Consider the following 26,447-nt stretch of genomic DNA (forward strand, 5'->3'; position numbering starts at 1 on the left):
CGCAGACGAACAAGATTGATTTTAGGAGAGTTAAACTTCTTGACACACTCTTATCCGAGTGATAATATGTTCTAGTGTGTGCCAGACGTGCGTCATTCTGACGTACATCGATACGGAGCGAACCAAGGCAAAGCGTGAGACATTAACACGAATCGGCAGCCGCCGAAATCGTTGAGGAATAAGATTGTTGGGTTTGATACGGTTATAAACACGGAAAAGCGATTTTCAGGTGAGAACTAACCGGTCGAGCCCTTTCTCGTCTCTCAAAATGAACCACCTGGATCTGTGGGCTTCGCAAACGAGTATCGGTTAAGTCGTTTACTATTATTTTTTTACCGTTCAGGGGAAGGGGGTGGCAGCATGCCAACAATTAACCAGCTAGTTCGTAAAGGCCGTCAATCGAAGGTCGTTAAATCGAAATCGCCTGCTCTTCAAAGAGGTTTCAATGCACTTAAACGCGTTGAAACGGATTTGAGCGCTCCACAAAAACGCGGAGTGTGCACTCGTGTAGGTACGATGACTCCGAAAAAACCGAACTCCGCACTTCGTAAATACGCGAGGGTCCGTTTGACCAACCGCGTTGAGGTGACCGCCTACATTGGGGGGATCGGCCATAACTTGCAAGAGCATAGCGTTGTGCTCGTGCGCGGAGGCCGGGTTAAAGACTTGCCAGGGGTTCGTTACCATATCGTTCGCGGAGCATTGGATACCGCGGGCGTTAACAACCGGAAGCAAGCTCGTTCCAAATACGGTACTAAAAGACCGAAAGTCAAAAAATCCTAATAAGAGCGAAAGCGGCCTAGCCGCTTGACGCTTGCACAACTGAGAAAGGAGGAACTTCGATGCCACGTAAAGGACCGGTTCCGAAACGGGATGTACTCCCGGATCCGCTGTACAACAGCAAACTCGTTACTCGCCTTGTTAACCGCATTATGATCGACGGCAAGAAGGGCGTAGCCCAACAACTGTTGTATGATGCGTTTAACCTGATCAAAGATCGCTCCGGTAAAGATCCAATGGAGGTCTTTGAAGCAGCAATCAAGAACATCATGCCGGTGCTTGAAGTTAAAGCTCGCCGCGTAGGTGGAGCCAACTATCAAGTTCCAATTGAAGTTAAGCCTGAGCGCCGCACGTCCCTAGGACTTCGCTGGCTCGTCAACTACTCCCGCAACCGCGGAGAGAAGACGATGGAAGAGCGTTTAGCAGCTGAAATTCTGGATGCATCCAACAACACAGGCGCAGCCGTTAAAAAGCGTGAAGATACGCACAAAATGGCTGAAGCGAACAAAGCGTTCGCTCACTACCGTTGGTAGGATTCGCATTCGCTTAAAGCAAGACAAACGAAGGGAGACTGTACGATGGCTAGAGAGTTCTCCTTGCAAAATACGCGTAATATCGGGATTATGGCGCATATTGATGCGGGTAAAACCACTACGACTGAACGGATTTTGTTCTACACCGGACGCGTTCATAAGATCGGCGAAGTGCACGAAGGCGCCGCTACGATGGACTGGATGGAACAAGAACAAGAGCGCGGAATCACGATTACGTCCGCTGCTACGACCGCTCAATGGAAGAACAACCGCATTAATATTATCGACACTCCGGGTCACGTTGACTTTACGGTAGAGGTCGAGCGCTCCCTTCGCGTATTGGATGGGGCTGTAGGCGTATTTAGCGCCAAAGAAGGCGTTGAACCACAATCCGAGACGGTATGGCGTCAAGCCGACCGTTACGGCGTACCGCGTATCGCTTATGTAAATAAGATGGATATTATCGGTGCGGACTACCTCAATGTTGTTAAAGACATGGGGTTGCGCTTGAACGCGAATGCTGTAGCTATTCAATTGCCGATGGGCGCCGAAGATACCTTCGTAGGGATGATCGACCTGATTGAACGGGTTGCTTACAAATACAAAGACGATCAAGGCAAAGACCCAGAGAAAATTGAAATCCCTGCAGAGTATGCGGATCAAGTGGAAGAATTGCGCGCAATTCTCGTAGAGAAAGTTGCCGAGCTTGACGAAGAACTGACGATGAAATTCTTGGAAGGCGAAGAACTCACCATCCCTGAAATCAAATCCGCTCTTCGTAAAGGCGTCTGTGAAGTGAAAATCTTCCCAGTCGTATGCGGTTCTTCCTATCGTAACAAAGGCGTTCAACCGATGTTGGATGCCGTTGTTGATTACCTTCCATCCCCGCTTGATGTCCCTGCTATTAAAGGACATCTGGATGACGGATCGGAAACGGTTCGCGAGTCTTCCGACACTGAACCGTTTGCGGCACTTGCTTTCAAAATCATGACTGACCCTTACGTTGGTCGTCTGACTTTCTTCCGCGTTTACTCCGGCGTACTGGCCGCAGGCTCTTACGTTGTAAACGCAACGAAAGGCAAACGCGAACGCGTCGGCCGGATTTTGCAAATGCATGCGAACAGCCGTCAAGAAATCAGCGAAGTTCACGCAGGCGATATCGCTGCTGCCGTAGGTCTTAAAGACACGACGACGGGCGACACGCTGTGCGATGAGAAACATCCTGTAATCCTTGAATCGATGAACTTCCCAGAGCCGGTTATCCAACTTGCGGTTGAGCCAAAAACGAAAGCCGACCAAGACAAAATGGGTATCGCTCTGCAGAAGCTGTCCGAGGAAGATCCTACGTTCCGTGCACATACGGACGAAGAAACCGGACAAACCATCATCGCGGGTATGGGCGAGCTTCACTTGGAAATCCTTGTTGACCGTATGCTTCGCGAATTCAAAGTGGAAACGAATGTCGGTAAGCCGCAAGTTGCTTACCGTGAAACATTCCGTGTCCCTGCGAAGGTCGAAGGTAAATTCGTTCGTCAATCCGGCGGACGCGGTCAATACGGACATTGCTGGATCGAGTTCGAACCGCGTGAACCGGGCGAAGGCTTCTTGTTCGAGAACAAAGTCGTCGGCGGTGCAGTTCCACGTGAGTTTATCGCACCAGTTCAAGCCGGTATTGAAGAGTCGATGAAAAACGGCGTACTTGCGGGCTTCCCGCTTGTAGATATTAAAGCCACTATCGTAGACGGTTCGTACCATGACGTCGACTCCTCGGAGATGGCGTTCAAAATCGCTGGATCGATGGCGCTTAAAGCAGCTAAGGACAAATGTAGCCCTTGCTTGCTCGAGCCGATCATGAAGGTTGAAGTTACGGTTCCTGAAGAGTATTTCGGCGATGTTATGGGGATGCTGAGCTCTCGTCGCGGACGCATCGAAGGATCGGATATGCGTTTCGGCGCACAAATCGTTCGTGCGAAAGTTCCGTTGGCAGAGATGTTCGGATATTCCACAACGCTTCGTTCCGGTACGCAAGGCCGCGGAGTGTTCTCGATGGAACTCTCTCACTACGAAGAAGTGCCGAAATCGATCTCCGAAGAGATCATTTCCAAGCACAAAGGCGCATAAGTCACTGAAAGCGGACGGGCTAGCGATTCGTTAACGCGAATCGCGCCCGTCACCAAATAAACCCTTACTTACTAAGGAGGAAAAGATCCATGGCAAAGGCTAAATTCGAACGTAATAAACCCCACATTAACATCGGTACGATCGGTCACGTTGACCACGGTAAAACAACGACTACTGCTGCAATCACGTCGGTATTGAACAAAAAATACGGCAGCGGTGCTGCTGTAGCGTTCGATCAAATCGACAAAGCTCCAGAAGAGCGCGAGCGTGGTATTACAATTTCCACAGCTCACGTTGAGTACGAAACTCCTAACCGTCACTACGCTCACGTTGACTGCCCTGGTCACGCCGACTATGTTAAAAACATGATCACCGGCGCTGCACAAATGGACGGAGCTATCCTGGTTGTTTCCGCAGCTGACGGCCCTATGCCGCAAACGCGCGAGCACATCTTGCTTTCTAAGCAAGTAGGCGTTCCTTACATCGTCGTATTCATGAACAAATGCGACATGGTAGAAGATGACGAGTTGCTTGAACTCGTTGAAATGGAAATTCGTGATCTTCTTAACGAATATGACTTCCCAGGCGATGATACTCCAATCGTTCGTGGTGCTGCTCGTGAAGCACTGGCTAACCCGGATGGTCCTTGGGCTGACAAAATCGTTGAGTTGTTCGATGAAATCGAAAAATTCATTCCTAATCCAGAGCGCGCAACTGACAAGCCTTTCTTGATGCCAGTTGAGGATGTATTCACAATCACTGGACGTGGTACAGTTGCTACGGGTCGTGTTGAGCGTGGTATCATCAAAGTTGGTGACGAGGCAGAAATCATCGGATTGCACGAAGAAACTCGTAAATCCGTTGTAACTGGCGTAGAAATGTTCCGCAAATTGCTTGACCAAGCTCAAGCCGGCGACAACATCGGAGCATTGCTTCGTGGTGTAGACCGTAAAGACATCGAGCGCGGTCAAGTTATCGCGAAACCGGGTTCCGTTAAGCCTCACACGGAATTCACAGCTCAAATCTACGTTCTGACTTCCGCTGAGGGTGGCCGTCATAAGCCTTTCTTCACAGGATACCGTCCACAGTTCTACTTCCGTACTACGGACGTAACTGGCATCATCAACCTGCCAGAAGGTACTGAGATGGTTATGCCTGGTGATAACATCGAAGTTACTGTACAACTGATTGCACCAATCGCTGTTGAAGAAGGTACTCGCTTCGCTATTCGCGAAGGCGGACGTACTGTAGGCGCTGGCGCAGTTGCTTCGATCCAAAAATAAGTAAGACCCAAAAAGGCCAATCCGGCATCTCGCCGGATTGGCCTTTTTTTGATTTCGCTTCGACTTTAAACGGAAAAGAACTTGACCGTACAAAGACTCGTGGCCAATCCCCCGGCAGTTATCGTGGCAAGGGAAAGAAAAAAGGTATCAACTGAAAATAACAACCCTCCCAGAATGACGACGATGGCATCCATCATTAAGATGAGTACGCCAACGTTAAGCCTCATTCGTCGCGCTAACAGCTTAGCAAGCAAATCTACTCCCCCCGTGCTTGTGTCGATCCTTAGTAAAATGCCAAACCCGACTCCAATGCAAATACCCCCTATAACCGAGGAGAAGAACGGATAGGAGCGAACCGCAAAGCTAAAAGGATCGTAAACACCGAATATATCAATGAAATAAGATAAGAGCACCATACCGAAAAGGCTATGAAAAAACATTCCTCTGGCATTAAGCCAAGTGTATACGAAAGCAGGCAAACTCAATAGGCAGAGAATGATTCCGACTTTGGCATTGAACAGGTAGTTTCCGATCAGCGCCAACCCGATAAATCCTCCATCGAGTACTTTGATCGGCATCAGGAAAAAATCAATTCCAAAAGCAATCAGTAAACATCCGATAACGATCGTGATGAGTTTACGAAGAGAAAGCAAGCGAGACCACCCCTTAAGCAATGCCTGTCTTATCTATATGGCGGATAAGATCGCGGCATGAACGGGTGAATGTAATTTAAATCGCAAAAGGAGGGCTGATGCCCTCCGAATTTTTTCTCTATTAATAAAACTAACTAGGTATGCGTTCAAGCGGCATCGTCAGAACCCTTTATATTGTGGTTCCTCGTTTTCTAATTGCGTAATACGGCTTTCTACCTGTTGAACAATTTGCTCCGTTTGCCCGGCTGCGTTCGTGAACAAGGTTTTTGCTTCTTGATTCTGAGTGGCCAAGGCAAAAGTCTCAAGACTTGCTTGAGCGCTTTTTAGCGAAGCCAAACATGTTTTTACGTCAGATGCTACTGTCAATGAATTCACCTCCATTCTACAACGCCTATATTATCGAGTTTGAGGGAATGTTTTATGCGCATGCGTCTCTTTCATTTTTCTTCCTGTTGTGGGAATTGATTCGTGGAGGATGCATTCATAATAAGGTCGTTTTTTACAAACCATTTATCATGTAAATGTTTGAAATCAGGGGGGAATTGACTTGTCGGAAGTTTTTCAGGTCGCTGTGCGAACGCTAATAGCGGTAGTTGTCCTCTTTACGATTACGAAGCTTTTGGGCAAACGGCAAGTTTCCCAGCTGTCAATGTTCGAATACATTACGGGGATAACGCTCGGGAGTATCGTCGCATATGTTTCAATGGAGCTAACCATTAAGTGGTATTTAGGAGTCGTTGCTTTAGCGGTGTGGTCGCTTGTTTCATTAGGAATTGAGCTCCTTCAAGTCAAAAGCAAGAAAATGCGAGATTTCTTCGATAGCAAAGGAAGAGTATTGATTAAGGAAGGAAAAATATTAGAGGAAAACATGAAAAAGGAAAGGCTAACCACGGACGAACTCATGGAGCAATTAAGAAAGAAAATGGCATTCCGCGTGGCGGACGTCGAGTTTGCGATCATGGAACCGAGCGGAGATATTAACGTGTTGCTAACTCGAGAAAATCAACCTATAACGGCCAAGCACTTAGGAATCAAGGTCGCGCCGGAGCAAGAACCGCAAGCCGTAATTATGGACGGGGAAATCATGGACGAGCCATTGGCTACTATGGGGCTTAGCCGTCAGTGGTTAAATACGGAGTTGGAAAAGCTGGGCGTGGCAATCGAGAACGTCTTCCTAGGGCAGGTCGACACCTATGGACAACTGGATGTGGATTTGTACGACGATCAAATCAAAGTCCCCGTACCGCAAGAGAAAGCAGCGCTATTTGCCATATTAAAAAAGTGCGAAGCCGATCTGATGCTGTTCGGGCTGACAACCCGCGATAAAAAAGCGAAAGAGAGCTACGAACAGTGCGCAATCCGGATGGATAAGATCATTTCCGAGCTTATGCCCGTACTGTGCAGGTAAAGGAGAGTATCGATGGCGAACAATGCGAAAAAGAAGCTGACACCCGTACAACAAGAATACAAACGAATGGCCACGGCAAGGGAACCGGCGCGCCCCGTCGTTAAAAACTGTATTCGTGCCTTCTTCGTTGGAGGATTGATCTGCATATTAGGTCAAGCCATTACGGACATGTTCGTTTACTGGGGCGGCTTCGACAGAGAAAAAGCTGCTAATCCTACGGTAGCCGTGCTGATAATCCTATCGGTATTTCTGACTGCTCTAGGGGTGTACGATAAGATGGCTCAATGGGCCGGGGCAGGGACTGCGGTACCCGTAACGGGTTTTGCCAATTCCATGGCATCGGCCGCCATAGAAAGCCGTAGCGAAGGGCTTGTCTTAGGCGTAGGGGGCAAGATGTTTACTTTAGCGGGTCCCGTCATTGTTTTCGGCACGATTGCTGCATTCGTTGTGGGAATCGTTCATTTTTTGATCAATCAAAGCGGTGCGGGAGGGGGGCATTAGGAATGTTGCAAGGACATCAAAGCTGGCGATTCGAGAACAGGCCGATCATTAAGGGATCGGCTACGGTTGTCGGACCGTTCGAAGGACAGGGACCACTGGCGAACGATTTCGATATCATCCACGGAGATCTGATGTTAGGCCAGGAAAGCTGGGAAAAGGCGGAGAAAGTACTTCTGGAGGAGTCCGCCAGGATTGCCGTCGAGAATGCGGGTCTGACCAACGGTCAAGTCAATTTCTTCGTCGGCGGAGACTTAATGAACCAAATCATCAGCAGTAGCTTTGCCGCGAGAACGTTAGCCATACCCTATCTTGGAGTATTCGGTGCATGTTCGACCTCGATGGAAAGCTTAGCCATTGCGGCTAACCTTGTTAACTCCCGTTCGGCCAAATACGTATTGGCAACGGCCTGCAGCCACAACGCATCGGTTGAAAAACAATTTCGTTACCCTACGGAATACGGCTCGCAGAAACCTCCGACGGCGCAGTATACCGTTACGGGCGCAGGCTCATCCATCGTTGCCCATGACGGCGAAGGCTTGGCCGTTACGTCCGCTACGATCGGCAGAGTAATCGACATGGGACTCACGGATCCTTTTAACATGGGGGCTGCGATGGCGCCGGCGGCAGTCGATACGATTCAAGCTCATCTCCGCGATTTCAGAATCGAACCGGGGCACTACGACCTTATCGTTACCGGCGATCTCTCCAAAGTAGGATACGAACTCGCTAATGATCTTTTTGCCAAACATAAGATACCGATGAACCAGACCCAGTATCACGACTGCGGGATGATGATATACGATTACAACAAACAAAAGGTACAATCAGGCGCAAGCGGCTGCGGCTGTTCGGCGGTCGTTACTTACGGACATCTGCTGAAACGAATGCGGGCGGGCGAATTCAAACGTATACTCGTCGTGGCGACCGGGGCTTTATTATCCCCGTTGTCTTTCCAGCAAGGCGAAAGCATTCCCTGTATCGCGCATGCGGTGTCGATCGAGAGCGGGGGGAGCACATGATCTATCTGTGGGCTTTTATAATCGGAGGGGTAATCTGTATCCTCGGACAAATCTGTTTCGACGTGATTAAATTGACGCCGGCCCATACGATGACATTGTTAGTGGTACTCGGGGCAGTGCTGGATGGGCTTGGATTGTACGAACCGCTAATTAAATTCGCAGGCGCGGGAGCAACCGTTCCGATCACGAGCTTCGGCAATGCGTTAGTTCACGGGGCGTTGAAGGAATTAGAACGCGATGGCTGGATCGGAGTCATTACCGGGATCTTCAAAGTAACCAGCGCGGGCATTAGCGCGGCGATCATCTTCTCGTTCTTCGCGGCGCTGGTTGCCAAACCAAAAGGTTAGAATTAAGTTCGGAACGCCGTCCTCCTTTAATGAAGGAAGACGGCGTTTTTTGCATTTTGTGCCCCTATCGGCGGGATTATACGACTCATTGAAAATGTTGAAAGTTTTTGTTGCATTCGCTTGGGCAGATCGCTATAATAGTGAATGTTGGTCTGTGACTGTGCGTTGATGTGAGAGGTTGCCGACACACCCGGCCCCTTTGCCATAAAGGATGCCAACTGGTGAATGTCGGGTTATTCTCACGGAGTATGTCCGATTCCAAAATTGGGCGAATGAAGGAGGGAATTCTATGGCTAAGCAAAAAATCCGTATCCGTTTGAAAGCCTACGACCACCGTATCTTGGATCAATCCGCGGAGAAAATCGTAGAAACGGCAAAACGTACTGGTGCAGGTGTATCTGGACCGATTCCGTTGCCAACCGAAAAGCAGATCATCACGATCCTGCGCGCGGTGCACAAATACAAGGATTCGCGTGAGCAATTCGAAATGCGTACGCACAAGCGTTTGATTGATATCGTCAATCCTACGCCGCAAACAGTCGATGCGCTAATGCGCCTTGATCTGCCATCCGGCGTTGATATCGAAATCAAGCTTTAATCGTAAATTAGATCGATCAAGAAAAGAGGTGTCAACATGTCAGGAATCTTGGGACGTAAACTCGGAATGACTCAACTATTCACAGCTGACGGCAACGTTGTGCCGGTTACTGTAGTAGAAGCAGCTCCGAACGTCGTATTGCAAAAGAAAACTGTGGATAACGACGGATACGAAGCAGTACAGCTCGGCTTCGCGGATAAACGCGAGAAGCTAGCAACGAAACCAGCCATCGGCCATGCTAAGAAAGCAGGCACAGGCCCCAAGCGCTTCATTCGCGAAGTCAGTGCGCTTACGCCGGCTGACTTGGAAGTAGGTCAAGAACTTAAAGTTGACCAATTCTCCGAAGGCGATATCGTTGACGTTACGGGAGTTTCGAAAGGTAAAGGAACTACGGGCGCAATTAAACGTTGGGGCTTCCAACGCGGTAAAATGACGCACGGTTCTAAATACCACCGCGGTAACGGTTCACTCGCGACGATTCGCGATGCAAACCGCGTACCAAAAGGTAAAAAAATGCACGGTCGTATGGGTAGCGAAACGGTCACTGTACAAAACCTTGAAATCGTTAAAGTCGATCTTGAGCGTAACGTATTGCTGATCAAAGGCTCCGTACCGGGCGCTCGCAATAGTTATCTCAAAATCCGCTCATCGGTGAAGAAATAATTCACGAGGTTGAGGAAAGGAGGACCACTCATGCCGAAAGTAACTGTTTTTAACGTAGACGGCAAAGAAGTTGGACAATTGGATCTGGCTGACGGAATCTTCGGACTAGAACCGAACGTTCACGTATTGCACAGCGCCGTATTGCTTCAACAAGCATCGCTTCGCTCGGGCACGCACGATACGAAAGGTCGTTCGGAAGTTCGCGGAGGCGGTCGCAAGCCGTGGAAACAAAAAGGAACCGGTCGCGCTCGTCAAGGCTCCATTCGTTCGCCGCAATGGAAAGGCGGCGGTATCGTATTCGGACCAACGCCACGCAGCTACGGTTTCAAATTGCCTCGCAAAGTTCGCCGTTTGGCGATCAAATCGGCTTTGTCCAGTAAAGTGCAAGACAACCAACTGATCGTTCTCGATGCGTTGAGCTTGTCCCAACCGAAAACGAAGGACATCGCTAAGCTTTTGACTAACCTCAAAGTATCCCGCAAAGCACTCGTTGTAACTGCGGACTTTGATAATAACGTGGCTCTGTCCGCGCGTAACATCCCTGGCGTGAAATTCGTTTCCGCCGAAGGAATCAGCGTGCTCGACGTGATGAAACATGATCAACTGATCATCACGAAGGATGCAGTCGCTAAAGTTGAGGAGGTGTTCGCGTAATGAAAAACCCCCGCGATCTAATCAAACGGCCGGTTGTTACCGAACGCACAAGCGACTTCATGGAACAGCGTAAATACGTGTTCGAAGTTGACTTGAAAGCCAACAAAACCGAAATCAAACAAGCCATCGAACAGATCTTCAAAGTGAAAGTCGTTGGCGTAAATACACTCAGAATGCCTGCTAAGCCGAAACGCTATGGCAAGCACAGCGGTTACACTTCCGAATGGAAGAAAGCGATCGTGCAACTTTCCGCCGATAGCAAACCGCTTGAGTACTTCGAATCCTCTGTATAATAAGTCTCTAGAGTAAGGAGGGAATCCAATTGCCAGTCAAAAAGTTTAATCCGACAACGGCAAGCCGTCGTCAAATGACGATCGCGACGTTCGAAGAAATTACGGCGACAGAACCGGAAAAATCGTTGTTAGCGCCGCTATTCAAACGTGCTGGTCGTAACAACCAAGGTAAAATCACCGTTCGTCATCACGGCGGCGGACATAAGCGTAAATACCGGATCATCGATTTCAAGCGCACGAAGGACGGCATTCCCGGCCGCGTAGCTACGATCGAATACGATCCGAACCGTACGTCTTACATCGCGCTGATCAACTATGCGGACGGCGAGAAGACTTACATCATCGCGCCTAAAGGCCTTAAAGTCGATGACGTAATCATGTCCGGTCCTACGGCCGACATCAAAGTAGGTAACGCGCTTCCGCTGGAAAACATTCCGGTAGGTTCGGTTATCCACAACATCGAGCTGAAGCCAGGCAAAGGCGGCCAATTGGTGCGCGCTGCAGGTACTAGCGCTCAATTGCTCGGTAAAGAAGAAACTTATGTTACGATTCGTCTAACTTCCGGTGAGATCCGCCGCATCCTCAAAACTTGCCGCGCTACGATCGGAACGGTCGGTAACTCTGACCACGAATTGCTTAACATCGGTAAAGCTGGACGTAACCGTTGGTTGGGCAAACGCCCTACAGTCCGCGGCGTAGTCATGAACCCGAACGATCACCCGCACGGTGGTGGCGAAGGCCGCGCGCCAATCGGACGCAAGTCCCCGCTCTCTCCATGGGGTCAACCGACGCTTGGTTACAAAACACGCAAAAAGAAAAAAGCTTCGAGCAAATACATCGTTCGTCGCCGCAGCAAGTAAGACACATTGTCTAGCGGCGTGAACGGCAATCTCTCAAGCCGCGTTGAAGGGAGGAACATTCCATGGGTCGCAGTTTGAAAAAAGGACCTTTCGTGGATGGATATCTGCTGAAAAAAGTGGAAGAACTATCCGGATCGAACAAAAAGGTTGTCATTAAAACTTGGTCTCGTCGCTCGACGATTTTCCCACAATTCGTGGGTCAAACGTTCGCGGTATACGATGGGCGTAAGCACGTGCCTGTATTCGTGTCGGAAGACATGGTCGGTCACAAACTTGGCGAATTCGCGCCAACGCGCACGTTCAAAGGGCATACGGACGATGACAAGAAAACCGGCAAAAGATAATTTTAACCCTACGAAGTGCGGTCGGTTAACGCGAGCTTACGGCATCGCGATCTGATCGTCACGATACGTACGTAAGGGAGGAGGTACACCGATGTCTCAGCAAGCCAAAGCACATGTGAATAACATTCGCATTCCGGCTCGTAAAGTCCGCCTGGTCGTTGACCTGATTCGCGGTAAAAAAGTCGGCGACGCAGTTGCCATTTTGCGTCATACGCCGCGTTCGGCATCTCCGGTTCTGGAGAAGCTTCTGAACTCCGCTATTGCGAACGCTGAACACAACTACCAGCTCGACGTGAACAAGTTGGTCGTGTCCGAAGCCTTCGTTAACGAAGGTCCTACGATGAAACGATTCCAACCTCGTTCCCAAGGTCGCGCATTCAGCATCTTCAAGCGCTCCAGCCATATTACGCTGGTCGTATCCGAGAAATAAGGAGGGACAACGTGTGGGTCAAAAAGTAAATCCCGTCGGTCTTCGTATCGGCATTATCCGTGACTGGGAATCCAAATGGTACGCTGACAAAGATTTCGGCACCCTGCTGATCGAAGATGTCAAAATCCGTGAATTCCTTAAGAACAAACTTAAAGAAGCTGCGGTTTCCAAAATCGAAATCGAACGTGCCGCTAACCGCGTCAACGTAACGATTCATACAGCTAAGCCGGGTATCGTAATCGGTAAAGGCGGCTCCGAAGTCGAAGTACTTCGCGGTCAACTTACGAAAATTACGAGCGGCAAAAAAGTGCACATCAATATCTCCGAGATCAAAAATCCGGAAATGGACGCCATTCTGGTTGCCGAGAGCATCGCTCAACAACTGGAACGCCGCGTATCTTTCCGCCGCGCGATGAAACAAGCTATGCAACGTACGCAACGCGCTGGAGCTAAAGGAATCAAAACTTCCGTTAGTGGACGTCTCGGCGGAGCGGAAATTGCTCGTCAAGAAGGATACAGCGAAGGTACGGTGCCATTGCACACACTCCGCGCTGATATCGATTACGGAACAGCGGAAGCACATACAACTTATGGCCGTATCGGCGTAAAAGTATGGATCTACCGTGGCGAAGTCCTTCCGACGAAGAAAAGAGCAGTTGAGGAAGGAGGCAACTAATCATGTTGGTCCCTAAACGCGTAAAACACCGCAAAGTACACCGCGGTAAAATGAGAGGTAACGCTAAAGGCGGCGCTGAAGTACACTTCGGCGAATACGGCCTGCAAGCGATGGAGCCTTCTTGGGTAACTAACCGTCAGATCGAGGCAGCTCGTATCGCGATGACTCGTTACATCAAACGGGGCGGTAAAGTTTGGATCAAGATTTTCCCTTCCAAACCGATCACCCAAAAGCCTCTCGAGGTACGGATGGGTAGCGGTAAAGGTAACGTAGAAGCATGGGTTGCCGTTGTGAAACCGGGCAAAGTGTTGTTCGAACTCGCAGGGGTATCCGAGGAGATCGCACGCGAAGCAATGCGCCTTGCGGCACATAAGCTGCCTATCAAGACGAAGTTTGTGAAACGTGAAGAACTGGGTGGTGAAGCAAATGAAAGCCAGTGAATTTCGCAACCTGACATCGGCGGAACTGGAACAAAAGATCGCCGGCTTCAAGGATGAGCTGTTCAACCTCCGCTTCCAACTGGCTACTGGCCAACTGGATAACCCGCACCGCCTTGGCGATCTGCGGAAAGAAATTGCTCGGGCCAAAACCATTTTGCGCGAGCGTGAACTCGGCATCGGCTAATACCCGACAATTGCCCTGAAGATCGATTTCAGGAAGGAGGATTACCATGAGCGAACGCAATAACAATCGTAAAGTGCAGATTGGTAAAGTCGTCAGCGACAAAATGGACAAAACGATTGTGGTGGCTGTTGAAACTTACAAAAAACACAGCTTGTACCACAAACGGATTAAATACACGAAAAAATTCAAAGCCCATGATGAAACTAACGATGCGCAAATCGGCGACACCGTAAGAATCATGGAGACCCGCCCGTTGTCGAAAGACAAAACATGGCGCTTGGTCGAAATCGTCGAGAAAGCCGTACTGGCCTAAGCGACTCACCTGTGACTGAAAGGAGGACCTTGCGATGATTCAACCGTTTACGCGTCTGGCCGTTGCCGACAACTCCGGCGCGAAAGAATTGATGTGTATCCGCGTTCTTGGCGGTACAGGACGCCGCGTAGGACATATCGGCGATATGATCGTATGCTCCGTTAAACAAGCAACACCAGGCGGCGTTGTCAAAAAAGGCGACGTAGTCAAATGTGTTATCGTTCGTACGAAACGTTCGGTACGTCGTAGAGACGGATCCTACATCGCGTTCGACGAGAACGCGGCAGTAATCGTTAAAGAAGACAAAAGCCCTCGTGGTACTCGGATCTTTGGACCTGTTGCCCGTGAGCTTCGCGATCGCGACTTCATGAAAATCATTTCCCTGGCACCGGAAGTTCTTTAATACTCCGGTACGCACCGATGGAGAAACACTCAAGGAGGTGTACCCATGCCCCGTCTGAAAAAAGTGCTTGAATCGCACAATAATAAACTGCACGTGAAAAAAGACGATAACGTAATCGTCATTTCCGGCAAAGACAAAGGCAAGAAGGGCCGCATTATCGCTGCTTACCCGCGCGAGAATCGTGTCCTGGTCGAGGGTGTGAACATGGTTAAACGCCATACTCGCCCGAACCCAACGAATCAACAAGGCGGTATCATCGAGCGCGAAGCGCCGATTCACGTATCGAACGTGATGCATATCGATCCTAAAAGCGGCAAACCAACTCGCGTTGGCAACAAGACGCTTGAGAACGGCACGAAAGTCCGGGTTGCTAAACGCTCCGGAGAATTGATCGACTAATCGCAGTAAGAACGGAAAGGAGGTCACTGTGACTCATGGCAGCAAGAATGAAGGAACGTTTCCTGAATGAAATTACTCCTGCTCTGATGCAGAAGTTTAGCTACAAGTCCGTCATGCAAGTGCCGAAAATCGAGAAAGTCGTCATCAACATGGGTGTCGGCGAAGCGGTTTCGAACTCCAAAATCATGGATTTCGCGGTAGAGGATATGCAGAAGATTGCCGGTCAAAAACCAGTAATCACCCGTTCGAAAAAATCGATCGCGGGCTTCCGCTTGCGTGAGAACTTGCCGATCGGCGTTAAAGTAACGCTTCGCGGCGAGCGTATGTACTACTTCTTGGATAAATTGTTCAACATCTCTCTCCCGCGCGTGCGCGACTTCCACGGCGTGTCGACGAAATCGTTCGACGGACGCGGAAACTACACGCTAGGATTGAAAGAACAATTGATCTTCCCTGAGATCGAGTACGATAAGATTGATAAAGTTCGCGGGATGGATATCGTCATCGTAACGACTGCACAATCGGACGAAGAAGCGCGTGAGCTGCTCACCCAATTGGGTATGCCGTTTGCGAAGTGACGATAACCCGGTCAATTAGCAAAGGTTACCTAATGGAGGTGTGAAAGCAAGTGGCAAAAACGTCGATGAAAATCAAGCAACAGCGTGCGCCGAAGTTTAAAGTCCAGGCTTACACGCGTTGCGAACGTTGCGGACGTCCGCATTCCGTTTTGCAAAAATTCAAGATCTGCCGGATCTGTTTCCGTGAATTGGCACATAAAGGCCAGATTCCTGGCGTCAAAAAAGCGAGCTGGTAATCAGCCTAGTTCGGGAAGGAGGTTTACCCCATGGTTATGTCCGATCCTATTGCGGATATGTTGACACGGATTCGCAACGCGAATCTCGTACGTCATGAGTCGGTGGAATTGCCCGCGTCTACTGTGAAGAAGCAAATTGCTGAAATCCTGAAGCGTGAAGGTTTTATCCGCGACACTGAATATGTAGAAGATAACAAACAGGGCTTGATCCGTATCTTCTTGAAGTACGGACCGAACAACGAGCGTGTTATCACTGGTCTTAAACGCATCAGCAAACCCGGTTTGCGCGTTTACACGAAATCCACTGAAGTTCCGCGTGTGCTGGGTGGCCTCGGCATCGCGATCATCTCGACATCCAAAGGCATCATCACCGACAAGGAAGCCCGTCAAGGCAAATCCGGCGGCGAAGTGCTCTGCTACGTTTGGTAATTTAACTGTCACAAGATTGGAGGTGTACCTATGTCCCGTATTGGACGCAAACCGATTCAGGTGCCTAACGGCGTGAACGTGAACCTGGACAACAATGTAATTACGATTAAAGGTCCTAAAGGAACTTTGTCCCGTGCTTTGCACGCCGACATGAAAGTTTCTTACGAGACTGATGTCATTACAGTTGAACGTCCTTCCGATAACAAACTTCACCGCTCGTTGCACGGAACGACGCGCAGCGTAGTAGCCAACATGGTTAGCGGCGTAACCGAAGGTTACGTAAGAAACCTTGATCTGGTAGGTGTAGGTTACCGTGCTAGTAAGTCCGGCGATAAGCTGGTATTGAACGTAGGTTACTCGCACCCGGTTGAATTCGCACCGGCTAACGGTATTGAATTCGAAGTACCGGCACAAAACAAGATCGTCGTTAAAGGCATCGATAAAGAAGCAGTCGGCGAGATTGCTGCTAAAATCCGCGCCGTTCGTCCTCCAGAGCCTTACAAAGGCAAAGGAATCAAGTACGAAGGCGAAAAAATCCTCCGCAAAGAGGGTAAAGCCGGTAAGAAGAAGTAAGGAAATTCGTTGCGGGTGGTTAGAAGCTGCCTAGATGCAACAACGAGAAGGGAGTGAACCTTTCGGATGATTACAAAAAACGATAAAAATAAAGCCCGTCTGAAGCGTCACCTTCGTGTACGTAAGAAAATCAGCGGGACGAATGAACGTCCGCGTCTGTCCGTGTTCCGTTCTTCCAAGCATATCTACGCTCAATTGATCGATGACGTTAAAGGCGTTACGCTTGCTAGCGCATCTACGATTGATAAAGAGCTTTCTGAAGTCGGTAACGGCGGTAACGTTGAGTCCGCTCGCAAAGTCGGCGAACTCATCGCTAAGCGCGCAAAAGAAAAAGGGTACGAGAACGTCGTGTTCGATCGCGGCGGTTACCTGTACCATGGACGTATCCAAGCACTGGCGGATGCTGCACGCGAAGCCGGTTTACAGTTTTAATTCATTTTTGACACAAGGAGGTAAACGACTTGCGTGTAGATCCGAATACATTGGAACTTACCGAAAAAATGGTTCAAATCAATCGTGTCTCCAAAGTCGTCAAAGGCGGACGTCGCTTTAGTTTCAGCGCACTCGTCGTTGTCGGTGACGGCAAAGGATGGGTTGGCGCTGGAATCGGTAAAGCTTCCGAAGTTCAAGACGCAATCCGTAAGGGCGTCGATGACGCTAAGAAAAATCTTGTTTTCGTTCCACTCGTTAAAACAACTATTCCGCATACTGTTACGGGACAATTCGGCGCCGGCAAAGTGCTGCTGAAACCAGCATCCGAAGGTACTGGAGTTATCGCGGGCGGACCTGTTCGCGCGGTGCTTGAACTAGCTGGAGTCGGCGATATTTTGACGAAGTCGCTTGGATCCTCCAACTCCATTAACATGGTCAATGCGACGTTGGAAGGTCTCTCCCGACTGAAACGCGCCGAAGACGTAGCGAAACTGCGCGGCAAAACCGTAGCAGAGCTATTCCGTTAAGGAGGGGAAACAGATGGCACAGCTTCAAATTACCCTCGTTCGCAGCTTGATCGGCCGTCCAGAGAATCAACGTCAAACGGTGAAAACTCTTGGACTTGGCAAGCTGCATACGACTGTCGTAAGAGAAGATAACGTCGCTACTCGCGGCCTTATCAACACGGTCAGTCATTTGATCGAAGTTAAAGAAGTTTAAGCATATTAAGATTATCTTTCAAGGAGGTGCGACGTACGATGAAATTGCATGAGCTATCTCCGAACGAAGGCTCGACGTTCTCCCGGAAACGGAGAGGACGCGGTGCTGGTAGCGGTCTCGGCAAAACGTCAGGTCGCGGTCACAAAGGGCAAAACGCTCGTTCCGGTGGCGGTGTTCGTCCCGGATTCGAAGGTGGTCAAAACCCATTGTACCGTCGGGTACCGAAGCGCGGATTTAACAATGATCGTTTTGCAACGGTCTTCGCGATCGTCAATCTGGATCAGCTGAACCGTTTTGCGGCTGGTACGGAAGTGACGCCAGAATTGCTTCTCGAAGAGGGCATTCTGAAAAATCCAAAAGACGGAATTAAAATTCTGGGCAATGGCGATTTGAACGTGCAGCTGACTGTTAAAGCTCATAAGTTCTCTCAGTCCGCGACAGAAAAAATTCAAGCCGCCGGCGGTAAAACCGAGGTGATCTAATGTTCGCGACCGTCAAAAACATTTGGAAAGTCGAGGACCTTCGTAAGAGGATCCTGTTCACCCTTTTCATCCTTTTGGTCTACCGAATAGGTTCCTTTATTCCGGTTCCGAACATTGATAAGGACGTTCTTACGATGGCCGACCAATCAGGCGCTGACCTGTTCGGCCTTCTGAACACGTTCTCTGGCGGCGCGCTGTTCAACTTCTCCATTTTCGCTCTGGGGATTACGCCGTACATTACGGCTTCGATCATCGTTCAACTCCTTTCCATGGATGTCATTCCGAAGTTCTCGGAATGGCAGAAGGAAGGCGAGAACGGTAAGCGCAAGCTGGCTCAGATCACTCGTTACGGAACGATTGTTCTGGGACTTATCCAAGCTTTCGCTACGGCAATCGGCTTTAATCGCATGTACAGCTACAAAATGGTATTAGATCCGAGTACGGCGACATACCTTATGATCGCTATCGTATTGACGGCGGGTACCGCGTTCCTCATGTGGCTCGGCGAACAGATCAACGAAAAGGGTATCGGCAACGGTATCTCGATCCTGATCTTCGCGGCAATCGTTGCCGCGATTCCGAAACACGCTCGCGAGATCTATGCTGCTCAATTCACGGATTCCAGCCAAGTGTTCATGGGCATCGTGAAGATGGTTATTATCCTGATCGTAATCATCCTGATTATCGCTGGGGTAATCTTCATCCAACAAGGCGTACGCAAAATTCCGGTTCAATACGCGAAACGGGTAGTCGGACAGAAAATGTACGGCGGCCAATCCACGCACATTCCGCTTAAAGTGAATGGCGCGGGCGTAATTCCGGTTATCTTCGCGGTATCGCTTCTGATGTTCCCGATCACGATCGCGCAGTTCTGGGCTAACCACAATTGGGCGAAATGGATCATTAGCCATATGTATTACGACAAGCCGCTTGGCATGACGTTATATGTATTGCTGATCATCGGCTTCACTTTCTTCTACACCTTCGTTCAATTCAATCCGCAGCAACTTGCGGATAACATGAAGAAGAACGGCGGCTATATCCCAGGCATTCGTCCGGGCAAGCCGACAGCCGGGTTCCTGATGCGCGTTATTACTCGCATCACGCTCGCAGGCGCGGTCTTCTTGGCTCTGATCTCCGTGCTTCCGGTATTCTTCGGAACGCTGGCCGATCTGCCAAGAACGGTTAAGTTGGGCGGTACTTCTCTCTTGATCGTTATCGGGGTCGCACTCGAGACGATGAAACAAATCGAGAGCCAATTGATCAAACGCCACTATAAAGGGTTTATCAATAAGTAATCAACGAGACGGACAGGAGGAACAGCAATGAACATCTTGTTTATGGGGCCTCCTGGCGCCGGTAAAGGCACGCAGGCAGAGCGGATCGTCGAGCAATTCGGCATTCCGCACATCTCTACCGGTGATGCGTTTCGTCTAGCCATTAAGCAAGGCACGCCGATCGGAAAGAAAGCCAAGGACTTTATTGACCAAGGTCTTCTCGTTCCGGATGAAGTGACTAACGGCATTGTTCGCGAACGTCTCGCGGAATCGGATTGCGCCAACGGATTTCTGTTGGACGGGTTTCCGCGGACGCTCGCGCAAGCCGAAGCGCTTGACGGCATGTTAGCTGAAATGGGTCGCAAGATCGAACATGTTATCAACCTCAAAGTGGATCCCGGCTTCTTGCTGGCCCGCATTACGGGACGACGGATATGCAAAACTTGCGGTACGACGTATCATGTTGTATTTAACCCGCCGAAGCAGGAAGGTATCTGCGATAAAGACGGGGGAGAGCTCTACCAGCGTCCGGACGATACGGAAGAAAAAGTGGCAACCCGACTTGAGGAGTATACGAACAAGACGGCACCTCTTCTGACGTATTACGGCGAAAAAGGATCGCTCCGCGAAGTTGACGGGGAGAAGGATATCGACGAGGTTACGACCGAGATCGCTTCCCTTCTGAGAGGGTAATCGGCTATGATCGTAATTAAGTCCGATAAAGAATTAAACTTGATGCGCGAGGCGGGGCGGATTGTCGCGGAGACGCATCGCCTGATGAAACAGGCGGTCGTACCCGGAGTGACAACTGCCGAACTGGATCGAATCGCAGATGCGTTCATCCGAAGCCAAGGTGCTGTTCCATCTTTCAAAGGCTATAACGGTTTTCCGGCCAGCATATGCGCTTCTACGAACGAAGAACTCGTTCACGGGTTCCCCGGATCGCGGAAGCTTATTGAAGGCGATATTATCAGCATCGATATCGGCGCACAATACCAAGGCTATCACGGCGATTCCGCATGGACATACGGCGTCGGGAACATTTCCGACGAAGCGCAGCGCCTGCTCGACGTTACCGAGGCTTCGCTCTATGCGGGCCTTGAGTTGGTTCGGCCGGACGTGAGGCTTTATACCGTATCACACGGCATTCAAAAAGTGATCGAAGATGCTGGCTTCTCGGTCGTCAGGGAATACGTCGGTCACGGCGTTGGAGCTGAATTACACGAGGAACCGCAAATTCCGAACTACGGTGCACCCGATCGCGGTCCGCGATTGAAGCCGGGAATGACGCTTGCCATCGAACCGATGGTCGTCGTGGGAGAACGTTACGTGAAGACTTTGTCCGATAATTGGACGGTCGTCACCGTGGACGGATCGCTGTGCGCGCATTTTGAGCATACGATTGCCGTAACCGAAGACGGGTACGAAATTCTAACCCGTGCGTAAAGCTAGGTGAATGAAATGACGGTAAACGTTAAGTTGGAGCCCGGAGACATCGTGAGAAGCCGGCGTGGAAGAGACGAAGGGCAGCTAGCAATCGTGGTCGCCCTAGTCGATGAGCGATTCGCGCTCGTGGCTGACGGCGATAAACGCCGGTTCGATCGGCCTAAACGCAAAAACGTGCTGCATCTCGAACCGATCGGGACCCGAAGCGAAGAAATCGCGAATAATATTCGCGACACCGGACGCGTGACGAACGCGAAGCTCCGGTACGCTATCGGACAAATCGAACAACGGCTCGAAACGCATGCTGAAAAGAAAGGAGAATGACGGTGGCCAAAGAGGACGTCATCGAGGTCGAAGGAACGGTCATTGAACCGCTACCGAATGCCATGTTCAAAGTGGAGCTCGAGAACGGACATCAAATCCTTGCGCATGTTTCCGGAAAACTTCGGATGCATTTCATACGGATTCTGACGGGAGACAAAGTGGTTATCCAATTGTCGCCTTATGATCTGACGCGGGGCCGTATCACCTACCGTAAATAAGTTCGTTCGGTCTTCCTATGAGACGGTCGAACAACGGTCGCACCGTGATGACTGAGACGGGGCGCCACTGGCGAACTCCTTCAGTCACACTCGAGACGGTTATAGCGAGCACCGCGAGCGTAGCACGCACTAACCGCGCAATTAAGGAGGGTATTATCATGAAGGTGAGACCTTCGGTCAAACCGATTTGCGAGAAATGCAAAGTCATTCGCCGCAAAGGCAACGTGATGGTTATCTGTGAGAATCCGAAACACAAACAAAAACAAGGCTAAAATAGAAGGAGGTGCCCCTAACTATGGCACGTATTTCTGGTGTTGACCTCCCGCGCGACAAGCGCGTGGAAATCGCCCTAACGTACATCTTCGGAATTGGTAAACCAACTTCCCAGAGGATTCTAGCGTCTACGGGTGTCAATCCCGACACTCGCGTTCGTGATCTGACGGAGGATGAGCTCGCTCGTCTTCGCGAAACGATCGACAAGGAACAAAAGGTCGAGGGCGACTTGCGTCGCGAAATTGCAATAAACATCAAACGGCTGATTGATATCGGCTGCTATCGAGGCATCCGTCACCGCCGCGGTCTGCCGGTTCGCGGACAACGTTCGAAAACGAACGCACGTACACGCAAAGGTCCGCGTCGTACTGTTGCGAACAAGAAGAAGTAATAAGGGGGGTTAACAAACATGGCACAAAAAGGCAAGAAAGTCGTTCGTACCAAGCGTCGTGATCGGAAGAACATTGATTCTGGCGTAGCGCATATCCGCTCTACGTTTAACAATACAATCGTGACGATTACAGATCCGCACGGTAACGCGGTTTCCTGGGCTAGCTCCGGTAACCTGGGCTTTAAAGGCTCCCGTAAGAGCACGCCATACGCTGCTCAAATGGCTGCCGAATCTGCAGCTCGCGCTGCGATGGAACATGGTATGCGTTTGGTTGAAGTCTCCGTTAAAGGACCTGGCGCAGGCCGCGAAGCAGCAATCCGCTCTTTGCAAGCCGCAGGACTTGAAGTCAGCATGATCAGAGACGTCACTCCAATCCCGCATAACGGATGCCGTCCTCCGAAGCGCCGCCGCGTATAGCATCGTTGCAATGTGGTATCAAACAAGAACAACTTGAGAATAATGGTTGTAACGGTTAGGCATACTACATGGTTTACCCCATAAACATTTCTCCTTATTAAAGGCTGAACCATTTAGCTTGGGTGAACAAAGGGCAACGTCAGCGACGTTTTGAAGGAGGTTTTGGTTATGATAGTGATCGAAAAACCGAAAATCGATTCCGTGGAAATTCAAGAAGACAAGAGATATGGCCGATTTGTCGTAGAACCGCTGGAACGTGGTTATGGGATGACTCTAGGTAACTCTCTTCGCCGCATTCTGTTGTCGTCCTTACCGGGCGCTGCCGTTGTTTCGGTGCAGATTGACGGCGTTCTTCATGAATTCTCGACGATTCCGGGTGTTATCGAGGATGTGACTCAAATCATCCTCAATCTGAAGCGTCTTTCGCTGAAGATCCATTCCGATGAGGAAAAAGTGCTCGAAATCGATGCGGAAGGCGATGGCGTTGTCACCGCCGGAGATATCCGCGCGGACAGCGACGTGGAAATCCTTAATCCGGATCTGCACATCGCTACACTGGCTTCCGGCGCGCGTTTGCATATGCGCATCTTCGCCAGAGTCGGCCGCGGTTATGTTCCATCCGATCGCAATAAGAAGGAAGATCAGCCAATCGGAGTCATTCCGATCGACTCGATCTATACGCCGATTACTCGCGTTAACTATCAGGTAGAGAATACTCGCGTCGGTCAAGTTACAAACTACGACAAGCTTACGCTTGAAGTGTGGACCGATGGCAGCATTCGCCCTGAAGAAGCGGTAAGCTTAGGCGCGAAAATTCTGACCGATCACTTATCCTTGTTCGTGGGTCTTACGGATGAGGCCAAAGATACCGAAACGATGAAGGAGAAGGAAGAAGACAAAAAAGAGAAAGTTCTCGAGATGACGATCGAAGAGCTTGATCTTTCCGTCCGTTCCTACAACTGCCTCAAACGTGCCGGCATCAACACGGTTCAAGAGTTGATCACGAAAACCGAAGAAGACATGATGAAGGTGCGTAACCTTGGTCGCAAGTCTTTGGAGGAAGTACAAGAGAAGCTCGAAGAACTCGGATTGGGCTTGCGTTTCGAGGAATAGCATCGTTACTGCAACTATGACAACGAATCGTAACGCCTAGCGTTACCTGATTTATTGCATGAGGGGAGGAAAAAACAAATGGCTTATCAAAAACTGAGTCGTGACTCCAGCTCGCGGAAAGCACTTTTCCGTGACCTGACGACCGACCTGTTCCTGTACGAGCGTATCCAAACTACCGAAGCGAAAGCGAAGGAAGTTCGCTCTATCGCGGAGAAGCTAATCACTCTTGCGAAACGCGGCGATCTTCACGCTCGTCGTCAAGTAGCAGCATTCGTGCGTCGTGAGAGCCTTGACGGTCAACAAGACGCCATCCAAAAGCTGTTCTCCGAGCTAGCTCCGCGTTATGCGGAACGTGCGGGTGGATATACACGCATCCTGAAGCTGGGACCCCGTCGCGGAGATTCCGCTCCAATGGTGTATCTCGAGCTCGTAGATCGCGCTTAAGAACGGAGCAAAGCAGGACGCATGCCCGAGCAGTCGGCAATCTCGAGACTGGTCTCGGGATGCCGACGACCAGGGAAGGATGGACCGAATCCAGCATTCGGATCATCCTTTTTTTGTGGCTATCGATGGGAAGGTGAGCCGATGCGCAACATAGCTCTCATCGTCAGTTATGACGGTACGGACTATTACGGGTTTCAGAGTCAGCCAGGCGGTAATACGATCCAGGATGCGTTGGAGCAAGCGGTATACTTATTGACGGGTGAACATTCGAGCGTATTCGGATCAGGGCGTACTGACGGAGGCGTACATGCCAGGTGTCAGGTCGTTAACTTCCTAACCGAATCGACGATTCCGATCGAACGTTGGGCGCTGGCGTTGAACACCAGACTTCCCGACGACATCGTCGTTCAGAGCGTATATCTCGTACCCGATTCTTTCCATGCCAGACATGACGCTCTTAGCAAAACCTATCGATATTCGATTAATTGCAATCGGATACCGGATCTATTCCGCAGGAGATATGAATTCCACCATCCGACTCCGCTCGATTTCGCGGCGATGGAAGAGGGACTTACGCATCTTATCGGCGAACACGACTTCACTTCTTTTACCTCGCCTCTGTCTACCAAGCGCAGTCATGTGAGAACGATCTTAAAGGCTAAGATCCATGTGGAGAAGGAGTCCGAGTCTCGATTAACTTACCCGGACTATGGCTATGGGCGCAGTTGGGACGAACGGTACCACCCAGGCCGTCAACGCGGGACCGTGCATATGTACGTGACCGGTACGGGGTTTCTATATAATATGGTGCGCATCATCGCCGGTACGCTTATCCAGGTCGGAGAAGGCAAGCGTAAGCCTTCCGACATGGCATCCATATTGGCGGCATGCAACCGGAAGAAAGCAGGCCCGACGGCCGTTCCGCATGGATTATCCTTGTGGGAAGTCGAGTATGAAGCAATAACGGCGATTCGCCAAGGTAGCGGCGAAAGTTGAGTATATATTGCTTGCATAACAGCCCTTTTTGATGTACAATAAATTTTGTGCTTTCTGCGTGGCTACCCACGGCCCCAGCGCAGCGATGTCACTCTTTTTGCTGAGTTTGAAGGAAAGGACTTCTCATCCGATTACTCAAGCTTTAGCTGCAACAATGTAACACCCAACAACCAGATATGAATGATTGATCGTAAATGACGTACCACATACAAAAGCAGGGAATTAACCCGAAGGAGGATGTTTCATGCGTACAACCTATATGGCTAAACCGCTTGAAGTCGAGCGCAAATGGCATGTAATCGACGCCGAAGGCAAAACACTCGGTCGTCTGGCTAGCGAAGCTGCAGCTCTTATCCGCGGCAAACATAAGCCTGAATTCACACCTCACATCGACACTGGCGATTTCGTCATCGTGATCAATGCCGAGAAAATCGTTCTTACAGGCAAGAAATTGCAACAAAAGAAATACTACACTCACTCCCACTATCCAGGTGGATTGAAAACGACGACAGCGGCAGAGATGATCCAAAAGAAACCTGCTCGCATCATCGAACTTGCCATTTACGGCATGCTCCCTAAGAACAAGCTTGGCCACCAACTTCAAGGCAAGCTGAACGTATATGCTGGAAGCGAACATCCACATCAAGCCCAAAAACCTGAAGTTTACGAACTTCGCGGATAAAAAAAGGAGGACTTTCGAATGGCTCAAGTGCAATATTTAGGAACGGGTCGCCGCAAGCACTCCGTAGCGCGGGTTCGACTCGTGCCGGGTGAAGGCCGCATCGTTATCAACAAACGTGAAATCAACGACTACTTCGACCTTGAAACGTTGAAGCTGATCGTTAAACAACCGCTTAACTTGACGGACACAGTTAGCAAATACGACATCATCGTTCTTGCTCATGGTGGCGGTACTTCCGGTCAAGCTGGCGCAATCCGTCACGGTATCTCCCGTGCTCTTCTTAAAGCAGATCCAGAACTTCGTCCTGCGCTTAAGAAAGCGGGCTTCCTGACTCGTGATTCCCGTATGAAAGAACGTAAGAAATACGGATTGAAAGCCGCTCGTCGCGCTCCTCAATTCTCCAAACGTTAATATTTACGAATGCCTTTCTCCCATTGCTCTTCAATGGTGGGAAAGGCATTTTTTTTACGCTTGAATAACATGGAATACTTAAGTATAGATTGAACTATCGGCA

The 26,447-nt window shown here is 50.0% G+C and carries 44 protein-coding genes; 42 read left to right on the forward strand and 2 right to left on the reverse strand.

Annotated features, from left to right (window positions below):
- The first annotated feature begins 360 nt into the window (after positions 1–360).
- The 4 genes from rpsL to tuf all read left to right on the forward strand — a co-directional run bounded on the left by rpsL (position 361) and on the right by tuf (position 4,717).
- Positions 361–783 (forward strand): 30S ribosomal protein S12, encoded by a 423-nt coding sequence (gene rpsL, locus D7Z26_RS25965; protein ID WP_094050634.1) that lies wholly within the window; start codon positions 361–363, stop codon positions 781–783.
- A 59-nt stretch (positions 784–842) separates the two neighbouring features.
- Positions 843–1,313: a 30S ribosomal protein S7 gene (rpsG, locus tag D7Z26_RS25970; protein WP_120979950.1), complete on the forward strand. Its 471-nt coding sequence runs from the start codon at positions 843–845 to the stop codon at positions 1,311–1,313.
- Positions 1,314–1,358: 45 nt separating this feature from the next.
- Positions 1,359–3,434: an elongation factor G gene (gene fusA / locus D7Z26_RS25975; protein WP_120979951.1), complete on the forward strand. Its 2,076-nt coding sequence runs from the start codon at positions 1,359–1,361 to the stop codon at positions 3,432–3,434.
- An 89-nt stretch (positions 3,435–3,523) separates the two neighbouring features.
- Positions 3,524–4,717, forward strand: coding sequence for an elongation factor Tu (gene tuf / locus D7Z26_RS25980; RefSeq protein WP_120979952.1), 1,194 nt, complete (start codon positions 3,524–3,526; stop codon positions 4,715–4,717).
- 65 nt (positions 4,718–4,782) lie between these two features.
- Here the strand turns inward: tuf and D7Z26_RS25985 are convergent, their stop codons facing one another.
- Positions 4,783–5,370, reverse strand: coding sequence for a YitT family protein (locus D7Z26_RS25985; RefSeq protein WP_120979953.1), 588 nt, complete (start codon positions 5,368–5,370; stop codon positions 4,783–4,785).
- 159 nt (positions 5,371–5,529) lie between these two features.
- The gene (locus tag D7Z26_RS25990) at positions 5,530–5,736 is read right to left on the reverse strand and encodes a DUF1657 domain-containing protein (RefSeq protein WP_120979954.1); all 207 of its coding nucleotides are present in this window, start codon (positions 5,734–5,736) and stop codon (positions 5,530–5,532) included.
- A gap of 181 nt (positions 5,737–5,917) precedes the next feature.
- Here D7Z26_RS25990 and D7Z26_RS25995 point away from each other — a divergent pair, with 181 nt between their 5' ends.
- The 38 genes from D7Z26_RS25995 (at position 5,918) to rpsI (ending at position 26,344) form a co-directional block, all read left to right on the forward strand.
- Positions 5,918–6,778, forward strand: coding sequence for a DUF421 domain-containing protein (locus D7Z26_RS25995; protein WP_199731785.1), 861 nt, complete (start codon positions 5,918–5,920; stop codon positions 6,776–6,778).
- Between the two features lie 12 nt (positions 6,779–6,790).
- Positions 6,791–7,279 (forward strand): stage V sporulation protein AC, encoded by a 489-nt coding sequence (spoVAC, locus tag D7Z26_RS26000; protein WP_120979955.1) that lies wholly within the window; start codon positions 6,791–6,793, stop codon positions 7,277–7,279.
- Positions 7,280–7,281: 2 nt separating this feature from the next.
- Positions 7,282–8,298 carry a stage V sporulation protein AD gene (spoVAD, locus tag D7Z26_RS26005; protein ID WP_120979956.1) on the forward strand — a complete coding sequence of 339 codons (1,017 nt, stop codon included), beginning with the start codon at positions 7,282–7,284 and terminating at the stop codon, positions 8,296–8,298.
- A complete protein-coding gene (gene spoVAE, locus D7Z26_RS26010) occupies positions 8,295–8,645 on the forward strand; it encodes a stage V sporulation protein AE (protein ID WP_120979957.1) in 351 nt (116 codons plus the stop codon). Before spoVAD ends, spoVAE begins: the two co-directional genes overlap by 4 nt.
- Before the next feature lie 289 nt (positions 8,646–8,934).
- Positions 8,935–9,243, forward strand: coding sequence for a 30S ribosomal protein S10 (rpsJ, locus tag D7Z26_RS26015; protein WP_027087350.1), 309 nt, complete (start codon positions 8,935–8,937; stop codon positions 9,241–9,243).
- 36 nt (positions 9,244–9,279) lie between these two features.
- Positions 9,280–9,906 carry a 50S ribosomal protein L3 gene (gene rplC, locus D7Z26_RS26020; protein ID WP_120979958.1) on the forward strand — a complete coding sequence of 209 codons (627 nt, stop codon included), beginning with the start codon at positions 9,280–9,282 and terminating at the stop codon, positions 9,904–9,906.
- Positions 9,907–9,936: 30 nt separating this feature from the next.
- A complete protein-coding gene (rplD, locus tag D7Z26_RS26025; protein ID WP_120979959.1) occupies positions 9,937–10,560 on the forward strand; it encodes a 50S ribosomal protein L4 in 624 nt (207 codons plus the stop codon).
- Complete coding sequence (gene rplW / locus D7Z26_RS26030) at positions 10,560–10,853, forward strand: 50S ribosomal protein L23 (RefSeq protein WP_120979960.1); 294 nt, start codon at positions 10,560–10,562, stop codon at positions 10,851–10,853. Before rplD ends, rplW begins: the two co-directional genes overlap by 1 nt.
- Positions 10,854–10,882: 29 nt before the next feature.
- A complete protein-coding gene (gene rplB, locus D7Z26_RS26035; RefSeq protein WP_120979961.1) occupies positions 10,883–11,713 on the forward strand; it encodes a 50S ribosomal protein L2 in 831 nt (276 codons plus the stop codon).
- 62 nt (positions 11,714–11,775) lie between these two features.
- Positions 11,776–12,057: a 30S ribosomal protein S19 gene (gene rpsS / locus D7Z26_RS26040; RefSeq protein ID WP_120979962.1), complete on the forward strand. Its 282-nt coding sequence runs from the start codon at positions 11,776–11,778 to the stop codon at positions 12,055–12,057.
- Between the two features lie 91 nt (positions 12,058–12,148).
- Complete coding sequence (gene rplV, locus D7Z26_RS26045; RefSeq protein WP_120979963.1) at positions 12,149–12,487, forward strand: 50S ribosomal protein L22; 339 nt, start codon at positions 12,149–12,151, stop codon at positions 12,485–12,487.
- A gap of 13 nt (positions 12,488–12,500) precedes the next feature.
- A complete protein-coding gene (gene rpsC / locus D7Z26_RS26050) occupies positions 12,501–13,163 on the forward strand; it encodes a 30S ribosomal protein S3 (RefSeq protein WP_120979964.1) in 663 nt (220 codons plus the stop codon).
- 2 nt (positions 13,164–13,165) lie between these two features.
- The gene (gene rplP, locus D7Z26_RS26055) at positions 13,166–13,603 is read left to right on the forward strand and encodes a 50S ribosomal protein L16 (protein WP_120979965.1); all 438 of its coding nucleotides are present in this window, start codon (positions 13,166–13,168) and stop codon (positions 13,601–13,603) included.
- Positions 13,590–13,787, forward strand: coding sequence for a 50S ribosomal protein L29 (gene rpmC / locus D7Z26_RS26060; RefSeq protein WP_041066918.1), 198 nt, complete (start codon positions 13,590–13,592; stop codon positions 13,785–13,787). The genes rplP and rpmC overlap by 14 nt, the downstream gene beginning before the upstream one ends.
- Before the next feature lie 46 nt (positions 13,788–13,833).
- Positions 13,834–14,100 carry a 30S ribosomal protein S17 gene (rpsQ, locus tag D7Z26_RS26065; protein WP_120979966.1) on the forward strand — a complete coding sequence of 89 codons (267 nt, stop codon included), beginning with the start codon at positions 13,834–13,836 and terminating at the stop codon, positions 14,098–14,100.
- Positions 14,101–14,134: 34 nt separating this feature from the next.
- Positions 14,135–14,503: a 50S ribosomal protein L14 gene (rplN, locus tag D7Z26_RS26070; protein ID WP_120979967.1), complete on the forward strand. Its 369-nt coding sequence runs from the start codon at positions 14,135–14,137 to the stop codon at positions 14,501–14,503.
- A 45-nt stretch (positions 14,504–14,548) separates the two neighbouring features.
- Positions 14,549–14,902, forward strand: a complete 354-nt coding sequence (gene rplX / locus D7Z26_RS26075; protein ID WP_120979968.1) for a 50S ribosomal protein L24 — start codon at positions 14,549–14,551, stop codon at positions 14,900–14,902.
- A gap of 35 nt (positions 14,903–14,937) precedes the next feature.
- A complete protein-coding gene (gene rplE / locus D7Z26_RS26080; RefSeq protein WP_120979969.1) occupies positions 14,938–15,480 on the forward strand; it encodes a 50S ribosomal protein L5 in 543 nt (180 codons plus the stop codon).
- A 50-nt stretch (positions 15,481–15,530) separates the two neighbouring features.
- Complete coding sequence (locus D7Z26_RS26085) at positions 15,531–15,716, forward strand: type Z 30S ribosomal protein S14 (protein ID WP_041066910.1); 186 nt, start codon at positions 15,531–15,533, stop codon at positions 15,714–15,716.
- Positions 15,717–15,746: 30 nt separating this feature from the next.
- Positions 15,747–16,145: a 30S ribosomal protein S8 gene (gene rpsH / locus D7Z26_RS26090; protein WP_120979970.1), complete on the forward strand. Its 399-nt coding sequence runs from the start codon at positions 15,747–15,749 to the stop codon at positions 16,143–16,145.
- 30 nt (positions 16,146–16,175) lie between these two features.
- On the forward strand, positions 16,176–16,718 hold the full coding sequence (gene rplF / locus D7Z26_RS26095) for a 50S ribosomal protein L6 (protein WP_120979971.1): 543 nt from the start codon (positions 16,176–16,178) through the stop codon (positions 16,716–16,718).
- A 66-nt stretch (positions 16,719–16,784) separates the two neighbouring features.
- Positions 16,785–17,150, forward strand: a complete 366-nt coding sequence (gene rplR, locus D7Z26_RS26100; protein ID WP_120979972.1) for a 50S ribosomal protein L18 — start codon at positions 16,785–16,787, stop codon at positions 17,148–17,150.
- Between the two features lie 29 nt (positions 17,151–17,179).
- A complete protein-coding gene (gene rpsE / locus D7Z26_RS26105; protein WP_120979973.1) occupies positions 17,180–17,677 on the forward strand; it encodes a 30S ribosomal protein S5 in 498 nt (165 codons plus the stop codon).
- A gap of 13 nt (positions 17,678–17,690) precedes the next feature.
- Entirely contained in the window at positions 17,691–17,870 is a 180-nt protein-coding gene (rpmD, locus tag D7Z26_RS26110) for a 50S ribosomal protein L30 (RefSeq protein WP_120979974.1), read from the forward strand.
- Between the two features lie 38 nt (positions 17,871–17,908).
- Positions 17,909–18,352, forward strand: coding sequence for a 50S ribosomal protein L15 (rplO, locus tag D7Z26_RS26115; RefSeq protein WP_120979975.1), 444 nt, complete (start codon positions 17,909–17,911; stop codon positions 18,350–18,352).
- The gene (gene secY, locus D7Z26_RS26120) at positions 18,352–19,650 is read left to right on the forward strand and encodes a preprotein translocase subunit SecY (RefSeq protein ID WP_120979976.1); all 1,299 of its coding nucleotides are present in this window, start codon (positions 18,352–18,354) and stop codon (positions 19,648–19,650) included. The genes rplO and secY overlap by 1 nt, the downstream gene beginning before the upstream one ends.
- 27 nt (positions 19,651–19,677) lie before the next feature.
- Positions 19,678–20,322: an adenylate kinase gene (locus D7Z26_RS26125; RefSeq protein WP_120979977.1), complete on the forward strand. Its 645-nt coding sequence runs from the start codon at positions 19,678–19,680 to the stop codon at positions 20,320–20,322.
- Positions 20,323–20,328: 6 nt separating this feature from the next.
- Positions 20,329–21,075 carry a type I methionyl aminopeptidase gene (gene map, locus D7Z26_RS26130; RefSeq protein WP_120979978.1) on the forward strand — a complete coding sequence of 249 codons (747 nt, stop codon included), beginning with the start codon at positions 20,329–20,331 and terminating at the stop codon, positions 21,073–21,075.
- 15 nt (positions 21,076–21,090) lie between these two features.
- Complete coding sequence (locus D7Z26_RS26135; RefSeq protein WP_120979979.1) at positions 21,091–21,399, forward strand: KOW domain-containing RNA-binding protein; 309 nt, start codon at positions 21,091–21,093, stop codon at positions 21,397–21,399.
- Between the two features lie 2 nt (positions 21,400–21,401).
- Positions 21,402–21,617, forward strand: coding sequence for a translation initiation factor IF-1 (infA, locus tag D7Z26_RS26140; protein ID WP_035121186.1), 216 nt, complete (start codon positions 21,402–21,404; stop codon positions 21,615–21,617).
- A gap of 158 nt (positions 21,618–21,775) precedes the next feature.
- Entirely contained in the window at positions 21,776–21,889 is a 114-nt protein-coding gene (rpmJ, locus tag D7Z26_RS26145; protein ID WP_003333770.1) for a 50S ribosomal protein L36, read from the forward strand.
- Between the two features lie 23 nt (positions 21,890–21,912).
- Positions 21,913–22,281, forward strand: a complete 369-nt coding sequence (gene rpsM, locus D7Z26_RS26150) for a 30S ribosomal protein S13 (RefSeq protein WP_115995334.1) — start codon at positions 21,913–21,915, stop codon at positions 22,279–22,281.
- Positions 22,282–22,299: 18 nt separating this feature from the next.
- Entirely contained in the window at positions 22,300–22,698 is a 399-nt protein-coding gene (rpsK, locus tag D7Z26_RS26155) for a 30S ribosomal protein S11 (protein WP_120979980.1), read from the forward strand.
- A gap of 168 nt (positions 22,699–22,866) precedes the next feature.
- Complete coding sequence (locus D7Z26_RS26160) at positions 22,867–23,811, forward strand: DNA-directed RNA polymerase subunit alpha (protein ID WP_120979981.1); 945 nt, start codon at positions 22,867–22,869, stop codon at positions 23,809–23,811.
- Between the two features lie 78 nt (positions 23,812–23,889).
- The gene (gene rplQ, locus D7Z26_RS26165; protein ID WP_120979982.1) at positions 23,890–24,255 is read left to right on the forward strand and encodes a 50S ribosomal protein L17; all 366 of its coding nucleotides are present in this window, start codon (positions 23,890–23,892) and stop codon (positions 24,253–24,255) included.
- A gap of 141 nt (positions 24,256–24,396) precedes the next feature.
- The gene (gene truA / locus D7Z26_RS26170; RefSeq protein ID WP_120979983.1) at positions 24,397–25,251 is read left to right on the forward strand and encodes a tRNA pseudouridine(38-40) synthase TruA; all 855 of its coding nucleotides are present in this window, start codon (positions 24,397–24,399) and stop codon (positions 25,249–25,251) included.
- Between the two features lie 244 nt (positions 25,252–25,495).
- Positions 25,496–25,933, forward strand: a complete 438-nt coding sequence (rplM, locus tag D7Z26_RS26175) for a 50S ribosomal protein L13 (protein WP_120979984.1) — start codon at positions 25,496–25,498, stop codon at positions 25,931–25,933.
- Between the two features lie 18 nt (positions 25,934–25,951).
- A complete protein-coding gene (rpsI, locus tag D7Z26_RS26180; RefSeq protein WP_120979985.1) occupies positions 25,952–26,344 on the forward strand; it encodes a 30S ribosomal protein S9 in 393 nt (130 codons plus the stop codon).
- Positions 26,345–26,447 lie beyond the last annotated feature (103 nt).

It is taken from the genome of Cohnella endophytica, from assembly GCF_003628305.1.
GTDB classification, from domain to species: Bacteria; Bacillota; Bacilli; order Paenibacillales; family Paenibacillaceae; genus Cohnella; species Cohnella endophytica.